15 protein-coding genes are annotated in these 21,159 nt (G+C 60.0%); 5 read left to right on the plus strand and 10 right to left on the minus strand.

Annotated elements, in window-relative coordinates:
* Positions 1-3 precede the first annotated feature (3 nt).
* The 8 genes from AC0ZWN_RS14950 to AC0ZWN_RS14985 form a co-directional block, all read right to left on the minus strand.
* Positions 4-2,493, minus strand: a complete 2,490-nt coding sequence (locus AC0ZWN_RS14950; RefSeq protein ID WP_476335570.1) for a fimbria/pilus outer membrane usher protein — start codon at positions 2,491-2,493, stop codon at positions 4-6.
* Positions 2,494-2,577: 84 nt separating this feature from the next.
* Entirely contained in the window at positions 2,578-3,327 is a 750-nt protein-coding gene (locus tag AC0ZWN_RS14955) for a fimbrial biogenesis chaperone (RefSeq protein WP_476335571.1), read from the minus strand.
* A 72-nt stretch (positions 3,328-3,399) separates the two neighbouring features.
* Positions 3,400-3,993 (minus strand): fimbrial protein, encoded by a 594-nt coding sequence (locus tag AC0ZWN_RS14960; protein WP_095189889.1) that lies wholly within the window; start codon positions 3,991-3,993, stop codon positions 3,400-3,402.
* A gap of 110 nt (positions 3,994-4,103) precedes the next feature.
* Positions 4,104-4,751, minus strand: coding sequence for a response regulator (locus tag AC0ZWN_RS14965; protein ID WP_405123308.1), 648 nt, complete (start codon positions 4,749-4,751; stop codon positions 4,104-4,106).
* Between the two features lie 22 nt (positions 4,752-4,773).
* Positions 4,774-7,938, minus strand: coding sequence for a hybrid sensor histidine kinase/response regulator (locus tag AC0ZWN_RS14970; RefSeq protein WP_476335573.1), 3,165 nt, complete (start codon positions 7,936-7,938; stop codon positions 4,774-4,776).
* Positions 7,939-8,024: 86 nt separating this feature from the next.
* Positions 8,025-9,212, minus strand: coding sequence for a response regulator cyclic di-GMP phosphodiesterase PvrR (pvrR, locus tag AC0ZWN_RS14975; RefSeq protein ID WP_476335574.1), 1,188 nt, complete (start codon positions 9,210-9,212; stop codon positions 8,025-8,027).
* Positions 9,199-12,000: an ATP-binding protein gene (locus tag AC0ZWN_RS14980; protein ID WP_476335575.1), complete on the minus strand. Its 2,802-nt coding sequence runs from the start codon at positions 11,998-12,000 to the stop codon at positions 9,199-9,201. The genes pvrR and AC0ZWN_RS14980 overlap by 14 nt, the downstream gene beginning before the upstream one ends.
* Positions 12,001-12,055: 55 nt before the next feature.
* Positions 12,056-13,024 (minus strand): fimbrial protein, encoded by a 969-nt coding sequence (locus AC0ZWN_RS14985; RefSeq protein WP_476335576.1) that lies wholly within the window; start codon positions 13,022-13,024, stop codon positions 12,056-12,058.
* Positions 13,025-13,203: 179 nt separating this feature from the next.
* Between AC0ZWN_RS14985 and AC0ZWN_RS14990 the strand changes: the two genes are divergently transcribed.
* From AC0ZWN_RS14990 to AC0ZWN_RS15010, 5 genes are all read left to right on the plus strand, one after another.
* Positions 13,204-14,520, plus strand: coding sequence for an HdeD family acid-resistance protein (locus AC0ZWN_RS14990; protein WP_476335578.1), 1,317 nt, complete (start codon positions 13,204-13,206; stop codon positions 14,518-14,520).
* A 255-nt stretch (positions 14,521-14,775) separates the two neighbouring features.
* Complete coding sequence (locus AC0ZWN_RS14995; RefSeq protein WP_077573642.1) at positions 14,776-15,258, plus strand: MarR family winged helix-turn-helix transcriptional regulator; 483 nt, start codon at positions 14,776-14,778, stop codon at positions 15,256-15,258.
* Positions 15,248-16,717, plus strand: a complete 1,470-nt coding sequence (locus tag AC0ZWN_RS15000) for an efflux transporter outer membrane subunit (RefSeq protein WP_476335579.1) — start codon at positions 15,248-15,250, stop codon at positions 16,715-16,717. The genes AC0ZWN_RS14995 and AC0ZWN_RS15000 overlap by 11 nt, the downstream gene beginning before the upstream one ends.
* A 15-nt stretch (positions 16,718-16,732) precedes the next feature.
* A complete protein-coding gene (locus AC0ZWN_RS15005) occupies positions 16,733-17,935 on the plus strand; it encodes an HlyD/EmrA/EmrK family protein (RefSeq protein ID WP_008082123.1) in 1,203 nt (400 codons plus the stop codon).
* Between the two features lie 103 nt (positions 17,936-18,038).
* Positions 18,039-19,568 carry a DHA2 family efflux MFS transporter permease subunit gene (locus AC0ZWN_RS15010; RefSeq protein ID WP_016986555.1) on the plus strand — a complete coding sequence of 510 codons (1,530 nt, stop codon included), beginning with the start codon at positions 18,039-18,041 and terminating at the stop codon, positions 19,566-19,568.
* Positions 19,569-19,860: 292 nt separating this feature from the next.
* Here AC0ZWN_RS15010 and lpxH read toward each other — a convergent pair whose 3' ends face one another.
* On the minus strand, positions 19,861-20,607 hold the full coding sequence (lpxH, locus tag AC0ZWN_RS15015; RefSeq protein WP_038362679.1) for a UDP-2,3-diacylglucosamine diphosphatase: 747 nt from the start codon (positions 20,605-20,607) through the stop codon (positions 19,861-19,863).
* Positions 20,604-21,110 carry a peptidylprolyl isomerase gene (locus AC0ZWN_RS15020; RefSeq protein WP_476335582.1) on the minus strand — a complete coding sequence of 169 codons (507 nt, stop codon included), beginning with the start codon at positions 21,108-21,110 and terminating at the stop codon, positions 20,604-20,606. Before AC0ZWN_RS15020 ends, lpxH begins: the two co-directional genes overlap by 4 nt.
* Positions 21,111-21,159: the final 49 nt, after the last annotated feature.

The raw sequence follows: 21,159 nt of genomic DNA on the forward strand, positions 1-21,159 counted from the left end.
CTGCTAGTTTTGATCCGGGCGACATACCAAGGATGCGCGCTCGTAATTCAGCGCCTTGTCCCGCTCGGGCAATGCATACGACGCCTCACAACGCTGGCCCTGCCAGTTGATGGTCAGCGTGCCGGCGTCATCCTCGACCAACGCCAGTGCCTTGCCGCTCGGGTCGGAGATCGCCAGTTGCTTACCCGCGCCATCTTCCACCGAAGCACCGAAGGGAATCGGCTGGTGCTGCGCATCGAACAAAGCAAATTGCACGCGCCGACCGGTCTTGCTCGCATAGCGCGCCAGCACCACCGCACCGCGGCGCGGCACCACTTGCCGGGTCGCATTATCGATTTCAATATCGCCGCCCAGATCGCGAGTGTCGAGGTTGATCCAGTTGACCCGATAGGGTTGCGCATTGGGCACCACGGCATAGCCATTTCGACCGGTTTTCGCCCCGGAGAAACTGCCGATTTTCACCCCGGAAACCCCTTCGACCTGCGCCAGCGCAAACGTCTCGCCGACGGTTTGCCCGAGGTTGATCCCGCCGCCGTGGCCGACGATCGAGCCGGCCAGATTGAGGTTCTGCGAGTTGTAGCCGCGCCCCTGGCTGTAACCGGCGCTGATGTCCATCACCGATGTTCGCGTGCTGATATTGGCCGAACCGCTGCTGCCTCCGGTGCTGCTGTTGCCAGCTTGCACCGAGTAATAGGTGTCGCTGTCTTCGGTCAGGTAGCCGTTGATTCCGACCTGAGTGCTGTCAGTGGCTTTCTGTGTGCTCGCGGAAACAAAGGCGCGGGGCGCGCGAGGTTTCGAACCCAGCGGGAATGACAGCGACAGGTTGACCAGGGTGTCGTTGTTCGCCGGCCCATAGTTGCCGACATCCTTGGTGTAGGTCGCGCCGAGGTTGTAGCTGACATCGCCCCAATAGTTGCTGTAACCCGCCGACAGGCTTTGCGAGCCACCGCGGCCCCAATAGCGCTGGTCACTGGCGTTGAGGTAGATGCTGCCATATTGCTGATCACGCCCCAGGCTCTGGTTGACGGTCAGGTCGGTACGGGTTTTCGAGTTGCCCGTGCGTTTTTCGCCCTCGTGGCTCAGTTCCTCGACGTGGTCGGTGAGGGTGCGATAGCCCTCGGTCGAATAGCGATAGGCGGCAAGGGTGAAGCTGGTGTCGGTGCCGGTAAATGTCTTGGCGTACAGCGCGCGCAAACTGTTGCCCTTGACCATTTGGCCAAAGGTGCGGCTGGCGGAATGCGTCACGTCGAGCGATACGGCACCAATCGGCGTATTACGCCCCGCGCCCACGGACAGCGCCTGAAAATTCTCGGTCGCTTGCACGCCGACGATGCCGGACAAGTTGCTGCTGATGCCATAGGCCAGTGTGCTGCTGACGAACTGCGGCGATTGCTGATCATCGCTGTTGCTGTTGTAGCGGCCGGCCGAGACGCTGTACTTCAACTGCCCCTGGCGCACCATGATCGGCAGGCTGGAAAACGCCTGCACTGTCACCCGGCGCTGACCGTCGGCCTCGATAATCGTGATTTCCAGATCGCCGTTGGAACCGCTCGGATAGATATCGCTGATCTCGAAAGGGCCCGGCGGCACGTTGGTGCTGTAGAGCATGTAATTGTTCTGACGAATTTCCACGGTCGCGCTGGACTGAGCAATTCCGCGAATCACTGGCGCATAGCCGCGCTCGCTGTCGGCGCGCATGCCGTCATCGGAGGCCAGTTTCAGGCCGCGATAACGCACGCTGTCGAACAGGTCGGCGTCGGAGAAAATATCCCCGGCACTGAACTGGCCTTTTAACGCGGTCAGGTCGTGTTGCAGATAGCTGCGGTTGCTCTTGAAGGTGCTCGGCTGGCCGGTGCTGCTGTTGAAGTTGGACTCGTTGCGCAGGCGCCAGCCACCGAGGTTGATGCCGTTGCGCAGGCCGACGTTATTGGAAATGGTGTCGGCGGTCTGCGTGCTGTTACGGCTGCTGCTCAGCTGATAGTTGATAAACGCCGCAGGCACGCCTTCGTCCCACAGCGCCGGGTCGACATAACCCCGTCGACCGCGTTCCATGGCGCTTTGCGGTACGCTCACCAACAGGCGCAGGCGCGGCACGTCGTAACGCACGCTGGCATGCTCGATCAATGCCGGCAGGTCAAGGCAGGCGTTCGGATCGTTGGCGTCGAGCTTGCCGCTCGCTTGCAGTTTGGCGATATCGACGCCCAATTGCTGGACCATCTCCAGGGTCAGGCAGGCCTGGATCTTGCCGTTGCCGGGGTGACGGCGGAAGTCGATGTCGCGACGACCGACCAGCGTGTCGTTGCTGTAGAGGTCAACCCGGTAGTTGCCGGGCAGCACGCTGTTGCTGGCGAGCAGCGATTGCACATCGACAGTCGACGCGGCACCTTGCAGAAACGACGTGTTGAACTGTTCTTCGCCGTCAGCCTGGCACGCCGAGCTGATAGCCGAGGCGATCAACAACGACGTCAAACCGTCGCGTTTGAGTAAAAACATGCAGGAACCCTATATCACCTCCGATACGAACTAACGGAGCGAAGAGAAATACAGTGAAAGTGTGCGATCAGAGCGATTCGCGAGTTATGGCGTTTCTTTCTTTGGACTGGCGCTGGTGTCAGCGCTGTTGGAAAGTTGCGCGGTATAACGATCTTGGGCGCCATAGTCGTTAATGCTGCTGAACAACAAATTTGCCGAATTAGTTGAATGAAGTTGTTTGAGGTCGAACTCTTTGCGTTCGCCGGGGGCAATCATCATCGAATCAAACGGGTGCTCGCTGAGTGCGCCGGATTGCAAGGTGATATCGGCAATCGACACGTGATACAGGCCGGGATTGTTCACCACCAGCACGCTTTTGCCGGCACGCTCGGCCAAGCGCCAGGTCAATTCGCCCGGTGCTAGATAGGCGTTGTTTTTCAGGCCGGCCGGGCGGAAGAACACCTTGATGCGCTGGCGCACAGCGAGCTGCAAAGTGTTCTGGGTCTTCGCGTTCTGGGGGATTTCCTGCACGTTGAGCCAGACCACCGATTCGCGGTCGGTCGGCATGCCGGTGCCTTCGTAGATGACCCGCAGTATTTGCTGTTCGTCGCCGCTGACGCGCACCAACGGCGGCGTAACCGCAAACGGCACGGACGCGGATTCGCTGGCGTCGGTGTCGATCCACGACTGGACCAGGACATCTGCACCGCTGTTACGTACGGTGATGCCGGCTTCCTTGTGCTGGCCGTCGAAGACCAGACGGGTGCTGCTCAAGGAAATGCCGGCCGTGGCCTGATTGACCACGAACAGGCCCAGCAGGCCTGCGCAAAAGGACAATGAGTGACGATAAAACATGATGGTTACCGCGCAAGTGATTGAAAGCGCGGGGCCGGGCGGCCCCGCACTGGGCTCGAGTATTCGCGCGGGTTATTCGTATTGCAGGGTGAACGGCAGAGTGGCGTCGCCGCGACCGGCAACAGCCAGTTTCGGGTCAACCGTGGTGACGTAGGCGGCCGAAAATTTCAGCGTGGTATTGCTGTCCTGCAGGGTGTTTTCGATCTTCGCGGTGGCTGGCGAGCTCAAGTCGATCACGGCGCCATTGGCGTCGAGCAAGGCGATACCGATGCCTTTTGCAGCCCCCAGGCCGCTGATCAGTCGCAGCACTTTAGTGCCAGGTTCGATGCCCGAACCGGCGCCTTTGGTCGGTTCGAAGAGCATCGCAACCTTGGTGCCGGCGTTGCAGTTGATCTTCATGTCGAAGTTTTCGACGCTCAAGGTGCCGTTGCCTTTAGGTGCGGTGGCGGTGCCCATGTCCTTGATCGACACTTCACCCATGGCGACCGAAATGGTCTTGTCCTTGCCGGCGCTTTCAACCGAACAGGCGTCATTGTTGATGGTGCCGGTGAAGTTGATGGTGCCGCTGCCCGCCTTGGTTGGCGTAACCGGTGGGTCGGCTGCCAGGACATTGCCGGCCGCAGCGAAGATTGAAAGGGCGAGAAGCGTTCGGGACAACTTTTTCATGTTGCTTTTTCCATTGGTGGGGTTAAAGCAACACAATAAAACTCGTTTTACCGATGGAACATCAGACGATTCCTAGATGTGCGGAAGTTGCCGAAAAGTGTCCGGTGTTATCAGCTGAACAAGTTGCGTTCTATGCAATAAGTCAATAGTTCCTGATCACTGCCGACTTCAAGTTTGCGCATTGCCGATATTTTTTGCGTACTGATGGTTTTAGCACTTCTGTTCAAGTGCCGGGCAATGTCGTTGACGCCTTGGCCCTGAACGAACAAACGCAGGATTTCATGTTCCTTGGGCGACAGGCGGGAAAAACGTTCATCCAGATCGGCGCCGTCGTTCACCACCGATGTCGGCGCGGGGGCCTGCCAGCGCACCGGGCTGCCCTTGGCAATCGCTTTGAGTGCGGTCTCGATTTCGTCGTGCAACTGGTTTTTCTGAATGACTGCCAGCACACCCAGTTCCTGCAGGCGCGTCAGGATCAATGGATTGGAAATCATGGTCAGTACCAGCACTCGAACCTTGGGAAAGTGCCTTATCAGGTATTCCACCAGTTTCAGGCCGTCACCATAGGTCGAATCGGCAGGCATGTTGAAGTCGGTGATCAACAAATCTACGGGCTTGGTCTCCAGCAGCTGGATCAGCTCATCGGAGCCAACGGCTTCGCCCACCACGCGAAAGCGTTGGTCGCGCTCGACCAGTTCCCGTACCCCCAGCAGCACGATGGGATGATCATCGGCAATGACAACGTTGAAGGTTTCCATGAGTGATTTATCCAGAGTGAAGTTATTCGAGGGAGTCGAGCAGATCTTGCAGCCGCGTCAGATTTTGTCGCACCGACACGGCCAGAGCGGGCGTCACTGCCATGCCGGTCAAGCGGTATTCCAGCTCGACAAACGCGCTGGCCAAGGCATTGATCTGCACCGCACCCAGCGCTCCCGCCATGCTGTGCAGTTGCTGCGCCACGCTATTGGCGTCGGCCGCATCCAGTGCTGCCAGGGTGGTCTGAATATCCTGGCGCAGGGTGGTGACAAACAACTCGCGCATTTTCGCTGAAAGCGCCGGCGGGGCGTCGATAGCCTTCGCCAGGGCGATTTTGCAATGCTGTTCCAGTTGCGCGCGCAACGTCGCGAGGTTCAGCGGCTTGACCATCCACGCGTTCATGCCGACGGCGGCACAGCGTTCGCCTTCTTCGCGCAGGGCGTTGGCGGTGACGCCGATAATGGGCAACATCGCATCCTGTTGGCGTACCGCCTCGGCGAGTCGGTAACCGTTCATGACCGGCATGTTGACGTCGGTCAGCAGCAGATCGAAACGGCCGGGCGCCCACTGCGCCAGAGCCTGTTCGCCGTTCGCGACGACGACCACCGCGCAGCCCAGTGCTTCCAGTTGTTCCTTGATGATCGCAGCGTTGATCACGTTGTCTTCGGCCACCAGCACCTGCAGATTCAGTGGGCGGGTCTTTGCCTGCAACGAGGCTGGGCGCTGCGCATTGGTGCCGTGTTGTGCCAGATCAATCGCCCAGGCAATCGCGCGCACATCGTCGGCGTCGACCGTGCAGTCAGAGCCATTTGATTGTGCCGGGTTGGGGCCGCCCGCTACGGCTACGATCCGAGGCCCGCTCCAGTGCGGGGCGTTGTCGAGAGGGGTGAGGTCCACCAGCAGCGCCGAGGAGGGTGGCATCTCGGTCGTCACCAGGCGGCAATCCAGACCAAAACGTTTGAGCCAGGCAATGAGGTGCAGTGCCAGTTCGCTGACCGGCGCACGTACATAAACGGCGGCGCTGCCTTCCACGAACGCGGGGCAGTCGGCCAATGCGCCCGACACGTTCTCCAACTCCAGTTGCAGGGTAAAACTGCTGCCCAGTCCGGGTTCACTGACCACGCTCAACTGGCCGTGCATCAACTCGCACAACCATTTGCAAATGGCCAGGCCCAGACCCGCGCCGGCCTGACTGTTGGCATCGTTGACCTGATAGAAAGGGTCGAACAATTGCGCTTGTTGCGCCTGGGAAATCCCCACGCCGGAATCACTGACCTGCCATTGCACTTGGGCGTTGCCAGCGGCGTTTTGCACCACCCGCACGCGCAACACCACGCGGCCGTTGTCGGTGAACTTGATCGCGTTGCTCAGCAGGTTGTTGAGGATCTGGCGGATGCGCAGCGGATCACCGCGCAGTCGATCCGGCAACGTCGAATCGATGCAGGCATACAGTTGCAGGCCTTTGGCGCGGGCGAATGCGCTGTAAGTACGCACGACATCTTCAGTCAGCTCCAGCGGGCAGAAGTCCTGCAGCTCAAGGGTCATTTGCCCGGCCTCGATCTTCGACACATCGAGCACATCGCTGATCAGTTTGAACAGGCTGGCGGAGGAGCGCTGGATGGTGTCCAGATAATCCTGCTGACGCGGCGCGAGCGGCGTCAGCCCGAGCAATTCGAGGGTGCCCAGCACGCCGTAGAGCGGGGTGCGAATTTCATGGCTCATGGTGGCGAGGAAGCGGCTCTTGGCCTGGTTGGCCGAGTCGGCGGCCTGACGGGCTTCCTCCAGGGCGGCGGCGTCTTCGATATGCCGGGTGACATCGTGCAGCGCACACAGCCAGGCGTCCTGGCCCTGGTAACGGGTCGAAACGAAAGCCAGATGCAGATGACGCCCGTCGATCTCGAGATCGGCATGGCCGGACTCGCTGTGTGACTTGAGCAGGCTCATCAAACGGCTGCTGTCGTGCCATTGCTGGGCGCGCTGGTTTTCCAGGAGCACGTGGTGATCGCTGCGGCGAATCACACAGAGGCCGGTCGGTGCGGTGTCGATCACCGCACGGCTGAACGCCTCGCTTTCGGCGATGCTCGCGTGCGCACTTTGCGCGGGGATGATCACGCGCGCGGTGTACCAGCGATTGATGACCCGACCGCAACCAAGCAACGCCAGCACCACCGCCACGAGGCACAGCAATGGCCACAGCGCATAGCTGAGAAAACTGCGCAGGCTGATGACGTAGATCGCGGTCCAGTGCTGTGCGCCGGGGCTGCTCAGTTTGAACACCAGGCCGTCACGGTCGAAATTTATCCCCTCATCCAGTTCCTGGTCGGATCTCTGTGCGCCGGTCAAGACCACGCCGGCCGGGGTGATCAAGGTGAAGTCATCGTAGATCGACCACTCCATCAAGCGCTCGATGTTGTTGACCTGGGACAGTTTCAGCAATGTGCCGAGCACCACCCAGGAATCGGCGCCTTCGATGGCCTGCATAGGCTGGAGCAGATTGATCCTGACGTAGGCCAGCAGCGTCGGTGTTGCCTCGCTGTCCTGAGTGGGCGGGTAGGGCACCCAGTGCACTTGATGATCAGCGACTGATGACTGCTCGCGTGCATGCTGGTTCACCTGGCTCATGACTTGGGCAAACGCGCCGATCTGCATTGGGCCGGCACCGCGCAAGCGCCCGGCGGAGGGCACGGCCACGTCGAAATTGTCGGGGCCATTGAGCAGGATCACTTGCGGCGACTGATAGTGCGACGCCGCCCAGAACGCGCTGTAGTAGGCAGCCAGATAACTGCCCAGCGCGAAAACCTTGGGGTATTGATCGGCGGCGATTCTCTGCGGGTCGATCTTTACACTGAACGGCAGTGAGAACGGCAAGCCACGGCCCTCATAGACATTCGGGCCTTCCTCGGGCAGGGGTTTTTGCGAATAAGTGGGCAACACCACCAAAGGAAAATATTGGCCCTTGGCACTGGCCTGGGAGATATCGCGCAGGAACACTTCCTGCTCATGGATATTTTCCATCAACCGGGCGAAGTGAAACTGCAAGGTGTCGCGCTGCTCTTCGAGCATGCGCAGCACCCCCACATAGCTGATGCCCAACAGCAGCAACACCAGTGCGCCGAGCAGCAGCAGACTTTTGTTCAAACGCAGCGAACTGCTGGCCAGTTTGTCCAGAAATGCATTGGTCTGCGGCATTACAGCGCCTGACCAGCGGTGATGGAGCAGCCTTGGGACACAGTGACCTCGGTAGCGAGCGACGTTCAATAACAGCCACGTGCCGCTTAATAAGCAGTCGCCGGCCCGTCGTGGGTCAGCAAGTGCTGGAACTGATCGGCTGAAACGGCGTGGGAGATCAGGAAACCCTGAACCTGAGTGCAGTCGATTTTACGCAACAGAGCAAGTTCTTGTGCGGTTTCTACGCCTTCGGCCACCACGGTCAGACCCAATTGGCGACCGAGGCTGACAATGCTGGTCAGCGCCTGCGCGAGTTCGGCGTTGGCGTTGCAGCCTTGCACCAGCGCGCGGTCGATTTTCAGTTCGGTGAACGGCGCCGACACCAGGTTCATGTACGAGCTGTAGCCCTTGCCGAAATCATCCTGCGACAGACCGAAACCCTTGATCCGCAAGCGGCACGCGCCGGCGTAGAAGTTGCTGATGTCGTCGGGCACCGAGCACTCCATCAACTCGAAACAGATCCGCGCGGGCAAGCCTTGATGGGCAAGCACGAAGGCGAGAATGCGGTCGGGCAGGTCGTGGCTGTTGAGCAGGTGCGTCGGCAGGTTGATCGAAACCGGAATGTCATAGCCCTGTTCGCGCCAGATGGCTTGGGCGGCAATCGCTTGTTTCAGCACGCACCAGAGCAACGGCTCTTCGAGACCGAACGCAATCAACGCCGGCAAAAATACCCCGGGCAGCAGCGTGCCATGTTCAGGATGATTCCAGCGTACCAGCGCTTCGGCGGCGACGATCCGGCCATTGTTCAAAGCCTTCTTCGGTTGAAACCAGGCTTGCAGTTCACCGTTGTCGAGGGCGTTGCAAATACTCTGGCGATCGATGCCGGGATGGATCGCCGCCGGGACGCTCTGGCGCAGCGCCTGCAATTGATCGATCAGGCAGCGCAGGGCGGCGGCATTCACCGGTTTCGAAATCAGCCCGATGACTTTCACTTGCAGGTTGCTCGCCACCAGGCTCGCGCCCATCAGCATCCGTCGTGAGGCGGCGCTCATGATCGCCAGTGCCGGGCGCGAACGTTGCGCGGCGAGGCCCTGAATAAACTGCACACCGTCCATGCCCGGCATCAGCAGGTCGGTGAGCACCAGATCGAAGTCGCGTTGTTTCAGGCAATCCAGTGCTTCTTCGCCGTCCTTGGCGCACGCCAGATCGAAGTCGCCCAACTCGCTGAACAGGTTCTGCAAATACAGGTGCTGGAAGGGGTGGTCTTCGACAATCAGAATGCTACAGGGCTTCATGGGCGACTCGTTCGTAGGGAGCCAGGACAGCGAACAAGGCTCGTAGCGTAAAAGGTTTGACCAGGCAGTGATTCATGCCCGCAGCCAGGCACAGCGCGTCCTCACCGCGCAGGGCGTTGGCGGTCGCGCCGATGATCGGGATGCTGCAACCGAGGCGCCGCAGGGCTTTGGCCAGTTCGTAGCCGTTGAGTCGGGGCATGTTGACGTCAGTCAGGACGATGTCGAACGCAGCGTCGGGCCACAGCGACAAGGCCTCTTCGCCATCGCTGGCCAGCGCTACGGTGCAGCCCAGTTCTTCGAGCTGATCGCGCAGGATCAACTGATTGATGACGTTGTCTTCGGCCACCAGAATGTGTAGGCGCAACGGACGCATCGCGTGGGTTTCACTGTCTTGCGGGCGGTGAACGATCTGGCCGCTCTGGGCCTGGCGCACGGCCCGTTGAATCGCCAGCAGATCATTCAGATTGACCTGCCAGCCGTCGCCGCTGAACTGCGGCTCATGGGCGCCGTCACCGCTGGCCAGTACGCGCGGCCCACGCCATGCCAGGTTCGGGCGCTGTCCGAAGGCCGCGGGATACAGTTCCAGCAACACTGCCGTTGTATCAGGCTCGATGTCGTCCGGTGCGCCGATATGCGAGCGGGCGCCCCAACGACGCAACCAGCCACTGATGCTGTCGGCCAGCTCGCGCACAGGCGAAACGACATAGACGAGGTCCGCGGCCAAGGGCGGCAAAGCAGTAGAGGGTGCGTTGCCGCAGCGTTGCTCCAGCGGCACGCTCAGGGAAAAACTGCTGCCCAGGCCCGGCTCGCTGACCATGCGCAGAGTGCCGTTCATCAAGTGCGTCAGACGTTGGCAAATGGGCAGACCGAGGCCCGTGCCGGCGACCACATTGGTGTTGCCGGCGGTCTGGTAGAACGGCTCGAAAATGAACGCCTGATCGTCATGGGCAATGCCTTTGCCGGTGTCGGAAACCTGCCATTGCAGGCACACGCGTTCACCTTCGCGCGCGAGCAGTCTGACCCGCAACACCACGCGCCCGGAATCGGTGAACTTGACCGCGTTGCTGAGCAGGTTGTTGAGGATTTGTCGCACCCGGCTGACATCGCCGATCAAGCGCTCAGGCAGTTGCGGGTCCAGGCAGGCATAGAGTTGCAGGCCTTTGCTTTGCGCGGCAGCGGCGTAACCCTGCACCACCTCGTGCACCAGATCGAGGACGGAAAACTCGCTCAGCTCCAGCGCCAGTTGCCCGGCTTCGATCTTCGACACATCGAGTACGTCGCAAATCAACTGCAGCAAGGTGGCCGACGAACCCTCGATCGCCCGCAGGTAACTTTTTTGCTGAGTGTCCAGTTGCGTGCGCGCCAGCAATTCCAGGGTGCCCAATACACCGTAGAGCGGGGTGCGGATTTCGTGGCTCATGGTCGCCAGAAACAAAGTCTTGGCTTCGTTGGCGGCATCGGCCGATTGGCGTGCCTGTTCCAGTGCTGCTTCGATTTGTCGCCGAGCGCTGATGTCACTGAAGGCACAGAGCAAGACGTCTTCACCTTTGTAGCGGGTCGGCGCACAGCTCAGGTACAGGTGACGACCGTCGGCAGTCTCGAAGTAATCGGTCAGGCACGGCGAGTGTTGGTCGAACGCATCGCGGATCCAGCCGGCGCCCAGTTGTTCGCTGCACTGGCCCAACCATTGCCGCGCGAGGGTGTTATCCAGCACCACTTGACCGTCACTGCGGCGCAACACGCACAGCGCCACAGGCGCAGTCTGAATCACGTCGCGGCTGAACAGTTCGCTTTCCACCAGCGCCTGAATGCGCTGGATCGCCGGGGTGATGAAACGATGCTCCAGACGACGGACCAATAGGCACACCAGGCTGATACTCAACACGCAGAACAGCAGCGCGCCGAGCATTTGTGGCCACAGGGCGCGCAGCACCGCCAGCAAGTCGATGGAGTAAGTCAGCTGCCAGTCCGAGGATTTCAGCTGCTTGCGCAACACCAATTGCTCGGGCAGCCAGCCATCGCCAACGAAGCCGAAGAAATCCTGTTGTCGCAGCAACGGCAAGTGCTGTTCTGGCGGTGGTTTGTGGCTGTTGCTGAACAGCGGTTTGCCTTGTGAGTTGAACATGGTGAACTCGCCGGCACTGTGGTCGTTCAAGGCTCTGGAGACTTCACGGTCGTCCATTTCCAGACCAAGCCAGCCGGAGTGGACGTCGCGCTCATCCAGGCGGATGAAAATGTACAGCCGCGAGTGGCCGTCTGCGGCATGGGTCAGCCACAGTTCCGACAGTGTCGCCGTGAGCTTGAGCGACTCCAGTTGATCCAGCGTGGCCTGTGGCAATCCGACGACCAGCGGCGTCGCGTTGTATAGCCGCAATACATGACCGCCGTTGCTGACATACAGCAGATTGAGCTGCTTGGCTTTCAGGTAATCGCGCATGCGCTGGGTCAGCCAGATGCTCCATTGCTTGCCCGGCGTTTGCCCCAGCAGCAGACGGATTTCTTCCTCGGACACCGGCACGTTTATTTTCGCCTTGCGTGTGGCCGACAGGCTCAGGCTTTCCAGCAGCGCTTCGCGGGTGGTGAAAAACGTATGCGCCTCAGCGATGGCGCTGCTCATGTAGCTGCGCCGCTGAGAAATCTCATTGTTGAAGGTAAACAGCAGGAAGCTGTAGACGCCGCCGAGAATGCCTACCAGCAGGACCAGGGCAAAAATGCGCAGCAGACGCCGCGCCGCATCGGGCGAGGACAGGAGCGGGCTGATCTGATGGAGGTAGTTCTTCAATCTCATCCCGGCACTGTAGGGGCGAGCGGGCGCCGGGAGAATCAGACGATCCTTAATAGCGTCACAGGTAATTGACGATGAAGGTCACTTCGGTATTGGCACTGCCGGCCTCGATACTCTCAGTGCCCAGACGGTAATACGCGGCCGAAAAGGGGATTTTGAAATTGAGCCCGGTGGTGGTGAAGCCGTTGAACGGGTAGGTGGTGTCGAAAGCGATGGGCTGGCCGAGTTCATTCATCACTTGCAAGCCGATGCCTTTGGCGGTGGAACTGGAATTGAGCGCAACGACACCTTTGGTTGCATCAAGGACCGGGGTGTTGGCCTTGAGTGAATAAGTGACTTTCTTGATCCCGGTCTGACATTGGTTCAAGGCAATGTCGAAGCGCACTTTGCGTGGCGTGGCGCCGGCTTCGCGGAATTCGTGTAGTTGATAATCGTCGCCCATCGCCACCGGTACCGAGGGGGTCTGGCAGGAGGCAGCGTTCAGCACGATAGGGTTCATCAGGTTAAGTTTCTTCAGGATCAGATCATCGTCCTGCAGGCTGCCCAGATACCCCGCGTCGATGTTGACTTTTGACGTCAGCTCGCCGGTCTTGATGATTTCCAGACGCACAGAGTTCGCGCCGAAGCCATAGGCGGAGTTGGCGGCGATGGCTTGCAAAGCTGTTTCGTAACGGCTCAGGGCTTGGAACCAGACGCGGTAGGACAGTCCGCTCTTGCCCAGCGGAAAAATACTGTCCGTACCGGTGGCAGTGCCCAGTTTCGGATTCATCTGAATGCCAAACAGGGAAATCTTCGAGCAACTCCAGACGTGGGCGGTTGACTGCACGGTGTCCTGATAGACCACGGTGCCATTGGGTGTGTCGGCAGGAATGGTCAGACTGGAACTGGCGAGACTGGCGCCAAAATTGAGGGTTTCAGTCTTTGAGTCGACTGCAACACAGCTGCCGGCCATCACGTTCGAGGCGCAGGCAAACAAGGTGGCTGCGATACAGAACAGGAGCGGGCGCTGGACTTTGAAACGCTTCATGAAGAGGGTTTACGTAATTGGCCAAAGAGCGGCGTACGTTAAACGCGGTGTATACCGATGGACATCAGGCGATTCTTAGAACACCCTCGCGCGAATCTGCAAACGCAACGATGTATTAGACTCACCTGAGCCTGAAAACCGTGCAGATTGTGCGTCCCCCGGTTTACCAGAGAGGTCATATGGTCCGCTTGAGTATGGTCTTGCTCGGTCACGACTTTGTCCGCAAGCGTTGGTCCGCGCTGGCGTTGACGGGCATTGTCTGGGGCGCGGCCGGTGTGGGCATCTTCATTGATGCGCTGGACGGTGTGCTGTATTTCCCGCTGCATCTTTTCGGTTATCTGTTGTTGCTCGAAGCGCTGATCCTGCTGCTGGTGCCGGCACCGAAAACCGGGACCGCTGCGGCCCTGCGCAAAGCGCGCGGTCTGGCGTTTCTCTTGCTGGGACTGCTGATCGTCGACCGGCAACACGCCGCCGGGCTGATTCTGGCGGTGCTGTTTGGCGGGGCTTTCATCATTGATGGGGTCTTCAGGCTGGCGGCGGCGGTGGTGGTGCGCTTTGTCGGCTGGCAAGTGTCGCTGCTGGCGGGGTTGTTCGAAATCGGCTTTGGCGTTTTTATCCTTGAGCCGTATCCGACGCTGTACAAGGGCACGGTGCCGTTTTGTATCGGCATGAGCCTGTTTCTCTCGGGCTGCGCCTTGTTGCGCCAAGCGGTGCGCTTCAAGCACCAGCCGCCGCTGACAAGCCCTTTGTCGGTCAGTGCGCCGGCCAGCAGCGACGCGTTGGTCATTCATGTCTGGACCCCCAGCGGCACCGTCGACGACACCCTGGTGCGCAATCGCCTGCTCAACCGCTACATCGCGGCGGTCGACATCAATGGCGTTATCTCCGCCGGTCACGCGGCACTGGAATGTGGTCCGGACATTTACATCAGCCATTACCCGCAGGACGACATCGATCGCTCGGCGGGGGATTTCGTGCGCTTGCTGCGGGCGACGCCTAACAACGATGTTGCCGGCCGGTTTCTGCCGGACTATGCGGGGGAGGTGGCGGACTGGTGCCCGTCTTCGGCGCAGGTCAGTTTTGCCCACTATGACGCCCGGCGCCTGCATGCGTTCTGGACGGAGTATCGGCAGAACAGCACGTACAACCTGACCAGTCGCAATTGTTCCAGCGCCGTCGCCCATAGCCTCGAAGCGGCCTTGGAAGGGGCGATGAACCGGGGGCATTCGAGCATGCTGGATTTCACCCGGATCATTTTCAGCCCCGAGTTCTGGGTTGCCGCGCAAGTGCGCAAACGGGCAGAGGCGATGGCGTGGACGCCCGGACTGGTGCTCGACTATGCGCGAGCGTTGCATGCTGCAATCGAACCGGCACCGCCGGGCTGGCACAGCATTTATGCGGTGGTCAAACGGGCCTGTGGCTATGCGGCGACTGCCTTGCGCGGGCGCGAGGTGCATCCTGTGCAGCCGCCTGTGCATCCATCTGACGAATCCTGACCGAACTTACACCGAGTCGCGCCCTTCGCGAGCAAGCTCGCTCCCACAGGTTTTGTGTCGTTGCCAATATTTTCTGGCTGACGCAAAACCCTGTGGGAGCGAGCCTGCTCGCGAAGGCGTCCGCCTGTGCAACACAAAAACCAACTCCACTGGTCAACTAATTACCAAGCCTCCTAACTATTACGTTGACATTCGCTGCCTAGGCAGTAACATCTCGACATACATTCACTGCCTAGGCAGTTATTAGGTGAGCAAATGAAGCATTTCACCCCGGACGAATTCAAACATTGCCATCTCGGCCTGTTGCTTGGCCGTGCTGCGCTGCTCAAGGACCGGATCATCGACACCCACATGGAACCCCACGGCATCACCGCCGCGCAGTTCAAGGTGTTGATCATCATGGCCCAGTTCGGCGTCGATACCCCGGCCGAGCTGTGCCGGCATCTGTCGCTCGACAGCGGTTCGATGACACGCATGCTCGATCGTCTGGAGCAGAAAGGCTTTCTCGCTCGCCAGCGCAGCGAAGGCGATCGCCGTCAGGTTCAGCTCAAGCTGACCGAACAAGGCCAGCAACTGGCCGATCGCCTGCCGCACATCGGCGCCGATGCGATGAATGAACTGGCGGGCGCCGTCACTCCGGACGAGTTGAAGACCCTGGAATACATCCTCAAGAAAATTCTGCTGGCAGCCGGTGACCCGATCACCATCCAGCGGTTAGGTGAACACAATGAGCGGTAAAACCTTGCGCAGCAGCCTGACGCTGGTGCTGTCGGCGATGATCCTCGCCGGCTGCGCCAACTACAGCGGCCTCGACACTCAAGGCAAAAGCCTTGATGCGAAAAGCCTCAACGCCAGCCAATCCCTCAACGGCGTGACCCTGTCGCCAGCCGCGTGGCCGAAAAACGACTGGTGGACCAGCCTCGGCGATCCGCAACTCGACGGCTTGATCCGCGAAGCGCTGCACGACAGCCCGGACATACAGATCGCTGAAGCCCGCGCCCATCAGGCCAGTGCCGCCGCGTATGCCGCCGACGCCGAACGCTATCCGACCCTCGACGCCAGCGCCGGCATCAGCCGTTCGCGTCTGGCCAAGGATCAGGACCCGCGAGGGCAGGGCGATGCCTACGCCACCGTGCGTAACGTCAGCGCCGGTTTCAATTACAACTTCGACCTCTGGGGCGGTCAGCGTGACGCCTGGGAAGCTGCACTCGGTCAGGCCCGCGCGGCTGAAGTCGATCGTCAGGCTGCACAACTGACCCTCGCCGCCGACGTCGCCCGTGCCTACAGCGATCTCGGTCAGGCGCACATCGTTTATGACCTGGCGAACGAAGACCTCAAGCGCACCAAGCAGATGCTCGACCTGAGCCAGCGTCGCCTGAGTTCCGGGATCGACAGTCAGTACCAGTTCCAGCAAACACAAAGTCTGGAAGCCAGTTCCGAAGCCAGCCTGATCGACGCAGAAAAGCGCTTGAACAGCGCCAAAATCGCCTTGGCCGTGCTGCTCGGCAAAGGCCCGGATCGCGGCAACGAAATCGCCCGACCGAAAGTCCTGCAAGCCAGCGCTGTCGCCGTGCCGTCGGTGCTGCCGGCGGAACTGCTCGGTCGTCGCCCGGATCTGGTTGCTGCACGCTGGCGGGTAGAAGTCGCGAGCAAGGACATCGACTCGGCGAAAACCCGCTTCTATCCCAACTTGAACCTCACGGCCTCGGCCGGTGCCGAATCTTTGTTGGGTGACGCGATGTTCGGTTCGGCCAGTCGCTTCTTCAACATTGCCCCGACCATCTCGGTGCCGATCTTCGACGGCGGACGCCTGCGCGCCAACCTCGATGCGCGCGACGCCGATTACGATCTGGCGGTGGCGCAGTACAACAAAAGTCTGGTGAAAGCACTGGGCGATGTCAGCGACACGATCAACCAGTTGCGTGACATCGGCCGGCAGATCGGTGCGCAGCAGCACGCCACCGACATTGCTCAGGATTCTTACAACACCGTCGTCCAGCGTTACGGTTCCGGCATCGGCAACTACCTGGACGTGCTCAGCATCGAGCAGCAATTGCTGCAGGCCCAGCGTCAGTTGGCCAACCTCAATGCCGAGCAGATCGACCTGTCGATTCAACTGATGCAAGCGCTGGGCGGCGGCTTCCAGGGTGACACCCTGACCGCAGCCAACGCCACCCCAGCCACGCCGCACAACTAATTCAAGGTACTTGTCATGGCCACTGCCGAAAATACCCAAGCTCAAGGCAACACCCCGGACACCGGCAACCCGCGCAAACGCAAAGTCATGCTGCTGGTGCTCGCCGTTGTGGTTGCACTCGCCTGCGCCGGCGTCTGGGCGTATCACGAATTCATCGGGCGCTTTAACGAAAGCACCGACGATGCCTACGTCAACGGCAACGTCGTTGAAATCACCCCGCTGGTGACCGGCACCGTGGTCAGCATTGGTGCTGACGATGGTGATCTGGTTCACGAAGGTCAGGTGCTGATCAACTTCGACCCGAACGATGCCGAAGTCGGCCTGCAAAGTGCCCAGGCGAAACTGGCGCGCACCGTGCGTCAGGTGCGTGGTCTGTACAGCAACGTTGACGGCATGAAAGCCCAGGTCAACGCGCAACAGGCCGAAGTGCAGAAAGCCCAGGACAACTACAACCGCCGGAAGAACCTGGCGCAGGGCGGGGCGATTTCCCAGGAAGAACTGTCCCACGCTCGCGACGACCTGACCTCGGCGCAAAACGCCCTGGCCAACGCCAAACAGCAATTGAAAACCACCAGCGCGCTGGTCGATGACACCGTGGTGTCGTCGCACCCGGACGTGATGTCCGCCGCCGCCGATCTGCGTCAGGCTTACCTGACCAATGCCCGCAGCACTTTGATCGCGCCGGTCACCGGTTATGTCGCCAAGCGCACCGTGCAACTCGGTCAGCGTGTGCAGCCGGGCACGGCGTTGATGGCGGTGATTCCGCTGGATCAGCTGTGGATCGACGCCAACTTCAAGGAAACCCAACTGCGTGACATGCGCATCGGTCAGCCGGTCGATATCGAGTCCGACATCTACGGCAGCGACGTGAAGTACAGCGGCACCGTCGACAGCCTCGGCGCCGGTACGGGTAGCGCGTTTGCTCTGCTGCCAGCGCAGAACGCCACCGGTAACTGGATCAAGATCGTGCAGCGTGTGCCGGTGCGCATTCACATCAACGCCGAAGAACTGGCCAAGCATCCGCTGCGTGTCGGTCTGTCGACCAACGTTGAAGTGAACCTGCACGACCAGAGCGGCCCGGTGCTGGCGCAGCAGCCGCCACAAAAAGCCTCGTTCAGCACCAACGTCTACGACCGCCAACTGGCCGAAGCCGACGCGATGATTGCGCAGCTGATCCACGACAACAGCGCCGCGGTCAGCAAAACCGCACAACGCTGACCTGCACTGACCTTGTAGGAGTGAGCCTGCTCGCGATAACGGTGTATCAGTCAGCCTCACTCCTACAGGGCTGCGGCGACCATCAGGTTTCATAGGATTCACAATGAGCAATAACGCCTCTTTCACGCCGCCCAGCCTGTTGCTCAGCACCATCGGCCTGTCGCTGGCGACGTTCATGCAAGTGCTCGACACCACCATTGCCAACGTGGCGCTGCCGACGATTTCCGGCAACCTCGGGGTGAGTTCGGAGCAGGGCACCTGGGTGATCACCTCGTTCGCCGTGAGCAACGCGATTGCGCTGCCGCTGACCGGTTGGCTCAGCCGCCGTTTCGGTGAGGTGAAGCTGTTTTTGTGGGCCACTATTCTGTTCGTGCTGGCCTCGTTTCTCTGCGGTATCTCAACGTCGATGCCGGAACTGATCGGCTTCCGCGTGCTGCAAGGTCTGGTCGCCGGGCCGCTGTATCCGATGACGCAAACCCTGTTGATCGCGGTCTATCCGCCCGCGAGGCGAGGCATGGCCCTGGCGTTACTGGCGATGGTCACGGTGGTTGCGCCAATTGCCGGGCCGATTCTCGGCGGCTGGATTACTGACAGCTATAGCTGGCCGTGGATCTTCTTTATCAACGTACCGATCGGCATCTTTGCGGTGATGGTGGTGCGTTCGCAACTGGCCAAACGTCCGGTGGAAACCAGCCGTCAGCCGATGGATTACGTCGGACTGATCACGCTGATCATCGGCGTCGGTGCGTTGCAGGTGATCCTCGATAAGGGCAATGACCTGGATTGGTTCGAGTCGAACTTCATCATCATCGGCGCGGCGATTTCGGTGATCGCGCTGGCGGTGTTCGTTATCTGGGAAATGACCGACCAGCATCCGGTGGTGAATCTGCGGCTGTTCGCGTATCGCAACTTCCGCATCGGCACGCTGGTGTTGGTGCTGGGTTACGCCGGCTTCTTCGGCATCAACCTGATCCTGCCGCAGTGGTTGCAAACGCAAATGGGCTACACCGCGACCTGGGCCGGTCTGGCCGTGGCGCCGATCGGCATTCTGCCGGTGCTGCTGTCGCCATTTGTCGGCAAGTACGCGAACAAGTTCGACCTGCGTTTACTGGCCGGGCTGGCGTTTCTGGCGATTGGCTTGAGCTGCTTTATGCGGGCCGGATTCACCAATGAGGTGGACTTCCAGCACATTGCTTTGGTGCAGTTGTTCATGGGTATTGGCGTGGCGCTGTTCTTCATGCCGACGTTGAGCATCCTCATGTCGGACTTGCCGCCGAGCCAGATTGCCGATGGCGCGGGTCTGGCGACTTTCCTGCGGACGTTGGGCGGTAGCTTTGCGGCGTCGCTGACCACGTGGATCTGGATTCGTCGGGCCGATCAGCATCATGCGTATATGAGTGAGAGCATCAGCACCTTCGAGCCGGCGACTCGCGAGACCTTGAATCATTTGGGCGGGGCGAGTCAGTCGGCTTATGCGCAGATGGATCAGATCCTCACCAGTCAGGCGTACATGCTCTCCACCGTGGATTACTTCACGCTGCTGGGCTGGGGGTTTATGGGGTTGATTCTGATTGTGTGGCTGGCGAAGCCGCCGTTTGCTGCCAAGGCAGGGCCAGCGGCTTCAGGGCACTAAGGTCAAGAACCCCTCACCCTAACCCTCTCCCAGAGGGAGAGGGGACTGACCGTGGTGCATGTTCGAGGTGCGCCGACTTGCAATACCGAGCCGAACTCAGGTTTTGAAAAGCACAGAGATCGGCTCCCTTTCCCCCTCGCTCACTAGGGGAGAGGGGACTGACCGAGTTGATTGTTTGAGGTACGCCGACTTGCAATACCGAGTCGAACTCAGGTTTTGAAGAGCATAGAGATCGGCTCCCTTTCCCCCTCGCCCCCCTGGGGGAGAGGGCTGGGGTGAGGGGGTAAAGCTTTTAGCCGTGCGGCAAAGCCAGCGGCGGGGCGAAGTCGAACGGCGCCAAGGCGTACCCGCTCTCATCCACCTGCAACGCCCACCCCTGACGATCCCAATCCCCCAACACAATCCGCTTCGCCGCTTGTTCACCAAGCTGCAACTTGTGAATCGCCGGGCGGTGGGTGTGGCCATGAATCAAGGTCTTCACGCCAAACGCCTGCATGATCCGCGGAATCTCTTCAGGCGTGACATCGACAATGTCATTGGCCTTCATCCGCGTCTGTGCCTTGCTTTCACTGCGCAGTTTGCGCGCCAGTTTGTGGCGGCTGCTCAAGGGCAGATTGCGCAGGATAAACAGCGTGATCGGATTACGCAGATAACGCCGCAGCTTCATATAGCCGACGTCGCGGGTGCAGAGGCTGTCGCCGTGCATCAACAGCACCGGCTCGCCGTAGAACTGCACGACACTCGGGTCCTTCAACAACGTACAGCCGGCCTGCTTGCAAAAGGCCTTGCCGAGCATGAAGTCGCGATTGCCGTGCATCAGAAAAATCGCCGTGCCACTGTCGCTCAATTCGCGCAGGGCCTGGCAGATGGAACGCTGGAAGGGCGTCATGGCGTCGTCGCCAATCCACGCTTCGAAGAAGTCGCCAAGAATGTACAACGCACTCGCCGAGCGGGCGCGTCCGGCGAGCAAATCCAGAAACGCCCGGGTAATGTCCGGGCGCTCCTCTTCCAGATGCAAGTCTGAAATCAGCAATATCACGCTTCGATGATCTCGGCTTTCTCGATGATCACGTCGTCTGCTGGTACGTCCTGATGGCCGGCCTTGGAGGTGGTCGCCACGCCTTCGATCTTGTCGACAACGTCAGTGCCTGCAACGACTTTACCGAACACTGCATAACCCCAGCCCTGAGCGGTTTTGGCGGTGTGGTTGAGGAAGCTGTTGTTGGTGGCGTTGATGAAGAATTGCGCCGATGCCGAATGCGGTTCCATGGTGCGAGCCATGGCCAGGGTGTACTTCTCGTTCTTCAGGCCGTTGTCGGCTTCGTTCTGGATGCTTGGACGCTTGTCTTTCTTTTCCTGCATGCCAGGCTGGAAACCGCCGCCCTGGATCATGAAACCCTTGATCACACGGTGGAAAACCACGTTCTCGTAGTGACCGGCTTTAACATATTCGAGAAAGTTGGCAACGGTGATTGGCGCTTTTTCCGCGTCCAGTTCGATGACGATGTCGCCATGATTGGTGGTCAATTTAACTTGAGTCATGATCGGTGCTCTTTTTCAATGAAGCGTTTTATAAGGAATTCGTGGGCAA

Source organism: Pseudomonas sp. 3B-A001-10F (assembly GCF_056313565.1).